Origin of the sequence: Christiangramia qingdaonensis (assembly GCF_048381525.1) — a bacterium.
Classification (GTDB): Bacteria; Bacteroidota; Bacteroidia; order Flavobacteriales; family Flavobacteriaceae; genus Christiangramia.
The window spans coordinates 618,297-621,953 of the sequence record NZ_JBLWIM010000012.1 but is presented as its reverse complement, the minus strand read 5'-3'; the positions used below and the strand labels follow the sequence as shown (position 1 = coordinate 621,953).

Below are 3,657 nucleotides of genomic sequence, written 5' to 3'. Positions count from 1 at the left end.
AAAAAACTGAATATTTAGAGGCCCTACACTGCACTGTATCTTATATCTAAATAATGATGAAGTTGCTCAAATCTATAGACTGGCTCCTGATCCTGTTTTTAATCGTACTTGCTATTATTGCGAGTGTTATTATTTCTGAATGGAATTCTATCGTAGATTTTGGTCATGACATCATTTAAATTTGATAGATTGCTTTTTCTGAAATTCGATTTTGATTTTTAAAAATCTTGCTGAACCTATATGACACACAGGTCTGAAAACCCCAATCCTGAAACAGATCATAACCACGATGAATTTGAAGACAATGAAATAACAGAACTCATTCCCGCACTATATTCAAAAAGAGTTATTTTCATGTTCTGCCTGCTCTTCTCCACGATCTTTGGAGCAGTTATTCTTATGAGCAACCTGAACAGCGTTAAAGAGAATAAAGGAAAATGGCAGGTATTGCTTTTTGCACTTTTATATACTACTGGACATGCCTATACCGTATTTAATTTCTCCACTACTTATATTGGCTTAATGCTGAATTTAGGTGGCGCTTTAATTCTCACAGAATATTTCTGGAACAGGTATATAGGAATGGAAAGAGAATTTATTCGGAAAAGCTGGACCAAACCAGCAGTAGTATCAGCCTTAATTACAGTACCACTTATTGTAGCAGCTGTACTTTCTACTCAGTAAATTTTTGATCATGAATACTGAAATAAAACTTCTACCTGGTTATTTCAAAATTACTGGTTGGATCCTTTTAGTCATAAGTATTATCGTACTAATATTATTTCTAGTACTGGACATAGATGAAACAAAGTACAACTGGATCCTTACAACGAATAAGCTCATTTGTCTTCTAGCTTTAACTTTCGTTAGCTTCAGCCGGATGAGGAACGAAACTCCTGAAATTGTTCGCAAACGTAAAACTTACTTAGTACGTGCATTGATATTTGGATCTGGCATTACAATCATTGAGCTCGCATTAGACTTGATTTTTGAAAGTAAGGATTCTATGAGAGATTCCGTAGAAATGATGTATTTGATCTTCGGATACTACCTTTTTACATTCTATGGAGATTCTAAAGTGAAAATGTTAAACAAAACCGATAAGTCTGCTAAATGACCTCACTGCTCTTTCAATTTTTGATATATTTAAATAAAAAAGAATAATTATGGCTTCAGAAGGAAAGATCGAAATTGAGAGTAAAATAAATGCAGAACTAGACCGGGTTTGGGAATACTGGACTAAACCAGAGCATATTACCAAATGGAATAAAGCCAGTGAAGACTGGTTGTGTCCCAATGCTGAAAATGATCTTAAGGAGGGCGGAAAGTTTAAATACAGGATGGAATCTCAAGATGGAAAAGTTGGTTTTGACTTCGCCGGAACTTATAAAGAGGTCAAGGAAAAAGAGAAACTCACTTATGAACTTGAGGATGGCAGGAATGCTGAAGTAACTTTTTCAGAAGAAGATGGTACCGTAATGATAAAAGAGATCCTGGATACAGAAGATGAGAATCCGGTGGATCAGCAAGAGCAAGGCTGGAAATCTATTCTTCAAAGTTTTAAAGCTTATACTGAAGAGCAATCATAACGAAAAAAGGCCGGAAAAAATTCCGGCCTTTTTTTTGTTATATATGAGAAGAACTATTGATCATCCAGCTGAACAGCATCGGTATCTGCCCCCATGTTTTTCAAAGTTTTATTGATATCTTCTGTCATTTCAGGTGGTCCGCATACATAAAATTGTTTACTAAGATCAGATACGTTGCTTTTCAGAAATTCCTCGTTCAAATGTGCATTTGTATGCTTAGTGTCTTTCTGATCTGTAATTACATAAGTAGCATTTTCACCAAGCATGCTATCCAGCTCCTCTTTCAGAATAATGTCCTTATCGGTCTTATTACTGAAGAATAAATTCATACCATCCAGTTTATTTTTCTTCTTAAGATCCCGAAGCATCGAAATATATGGTGTGATTCCGGCTCCTCCGGCAATAATATACCCAGGACCTTTATATTGGATTGCTCCCCAGGTATCTCTTACAATCAGTTCGTCACCTTCCTTGAGTTTAGATAATTGCTTCGTAACTCCATCGTGATCTGGATAGATCTTGATAGTAAACTCGAGATGATCGTCTTCGTTTAAACTGGTGAAAGTGAAAGGTCTTTTTTCATCTTTCCACTCTTCCTGGTTGATCGAAATTTCTGTTGCATGTCCTGGTGTAAACTCATAGCCTTCAGGTTTCTCAACAATGAATTGCTTCACATCGTGCGTTAGCTGCCCAATCGATTTGATCTTCACTACCTTTTCCATAATCTTTTTAATTTTCAAGATAAAGGAAATGAGTGCTTGAGTCAAATACGTTAGCTACTGTATGCAGTAATTTAACCATACTTAACGACTGTGCTTCTGCATTTAAGGAAGTTTAGGAATTGATCTCCTGCATCACTTCTGAAAATATGCGGTACGACCTAAGTCTATCTTCCTGATGGTAGATATGAGAAGCAACAATAACTTCATCAATACCGGTATCCTTCAGAAATTCTTCAGTTTTGTTTTTAATGTGCTGTTTGTCTCCTACGAACGAATATTTCAGCATTCGCTGTAAAGCGGGATTATCGCGAACTTCACGTAATTCAGCATCCATTTCAACCGGTTTTTGCAAATAGTCCAGATTCCCAGTAAGGACACCCACCATCATTCTAAGTGAGCTGGTGGAAAGTTTTTCGGCTTCTTCGTTGGTCTCTGCGGCGGTCACATTGATCCCTGCAATAGTATAAGGTTTTTCAAGATATGCTGAAGGCTGGAATTCTCTGTAATAAATTTCCATAGCTTCAAATAACTGTCCAGGTGCAAAATGACTGGCAAAAACATAGGGAAGCCCCTTTTCTGCAGCCACATGAGCACTATCAGTGCTCGAACCTAAAACGTACATAGGTACAATAACCCCTTCAGCAACAGTAGCTCTCACTTTTGTAGATTTTAAGCTATTCTTAAAGTATCGCTGAATTTCATCAATCTCATGGGGGAATTTAAAAACAGAATTCATGCGATCACTTCGAATCGCATGCGCAGTTACCTGGTCTGTTCCCGGAGCCCGGCCAAGTCCCATATCGATCCTGTCTGGATATAGAGACCCTAAAGTTCCAAACTGTTCAGCAACAATTAACGGAGAGTGATTTGGTAGCATAATACCGCCACTTCCAATACGAATACTATCTGTTTTGGCAGCGACATGACTCATCAGAACAGTCGTCGCAGAGCTCGCGATACTCACCATATTATGATGTTCTGCGAGCCAGAGTCTTTTATATCCTAGTTTTTCTCCCTGCTGAGCAAGGTCTACGGTATTTTTAAAAACCTGAGAATGTGAAATATCCTGACCTACAACTGCAAGATCCAGAATAGAGTAATTTATATGTTTGGTCATAAATTTAAAATTTGAAACCTGTATCTCTACAGGCCGGGATTTCGTCTCAACTCTATCCAAAACCTTACAGTGTTCAAACCCAAAGGAGGTTCAATGCCAATTTTCTGAAGTGAAAAATGCTGCTCTTAGAATACTGATAGCAGAAAGTGAGCTGAATTCTGCAATTTACTATCGAATGATTGCAAAGAAAAACCCTCACAGATTTCTGTAAGGGTTTTTAAGTACTCGA

6 protein-coding genes are annotated in these 3,657 nt (G+C 37.5%); 4 read left to right on the top strand and 2 right to left on the bottom strand.

The annotated features are described in order from the left end of the window. The first annotated feature begins 53 nt into the window (after nt 1–53). From ACNI3T_RS07760 to ACNI3T_RS07745, 4 genes are all read left to right on the top strand, one after another. Nucleotides 54–179 carry a hypothetical protein gene (locus ACNI3T_RS07760; RefSeq protein WP_322301410.1) on the top strand — a complete coding sequence of 42 codons (126 nt, stop codon included), beginning with the start codon at nt 54–56 and terminating at the stop codon, nt 177–179. A 61-nt stretch (nt 180–240) separates the two neighbouring features. Continuing rightward, a complete protein-coding gene (locus ACNI3T_RS07755; protein WP_418227328.1) occupies nt 241–684 on the top strand; it encodes a hypothetical protein in 444 nt (147 codons plus the stop codon). 10 nt (nt 685–694) lie between these two features. Further along, on the top strand, nt 695–1,117 hold the full coding sequence (locus tag ACNI3T_RS07750; RefSeq protein ID WP_418227327.1) for a hypothetical protein: 423 nt from the start codon (nt 695–697) through the stop codon (nt 1,115–1,117). Between the two features lie 49 nt (nt 1,118–1,166). After that, a complete protein-coding gene (locus ACNI3T_RS07745) occupies nt 1,167–1,589 on the top strand; it encodes an SRPBCC domain-containing protein (RefSeq protein WP_418227326.1) in 423 nt (140 codons plus the stop codon). Nucleotides 1,590–1,642: 53 nt separating this feature from the next. On the opposite strand, the gene ACNI3T_RS07740 is transcribed toward ACNI3T_RS07745, so the two are convergent. Then, entirely contained in the window at nt 1,643–2,311 is a 669-nt protein-coding gene (locus ACNI3T_RS07740) for an FAD-binding oxidoreductase (protein ID WP_418227325.1), read from the bottom strand. Between the two features lie 112 nt (nt 2,312–2,423). Then, nucleotides 2,424–3,428 (bottom strand): LLM class flavin-dependent oxidoreductase, encoded by a 1,005-nt coding sequence (locus ACNI3T_RS07735; RefSeq protein ID WP_418227324.1) that lies wholly within the window; start codon nt 3,426–3,428, stop codon nt 2,424–2,426. Between the last annotated feature and the right edge of the window lie 229 nt (nt 3,429–3,657).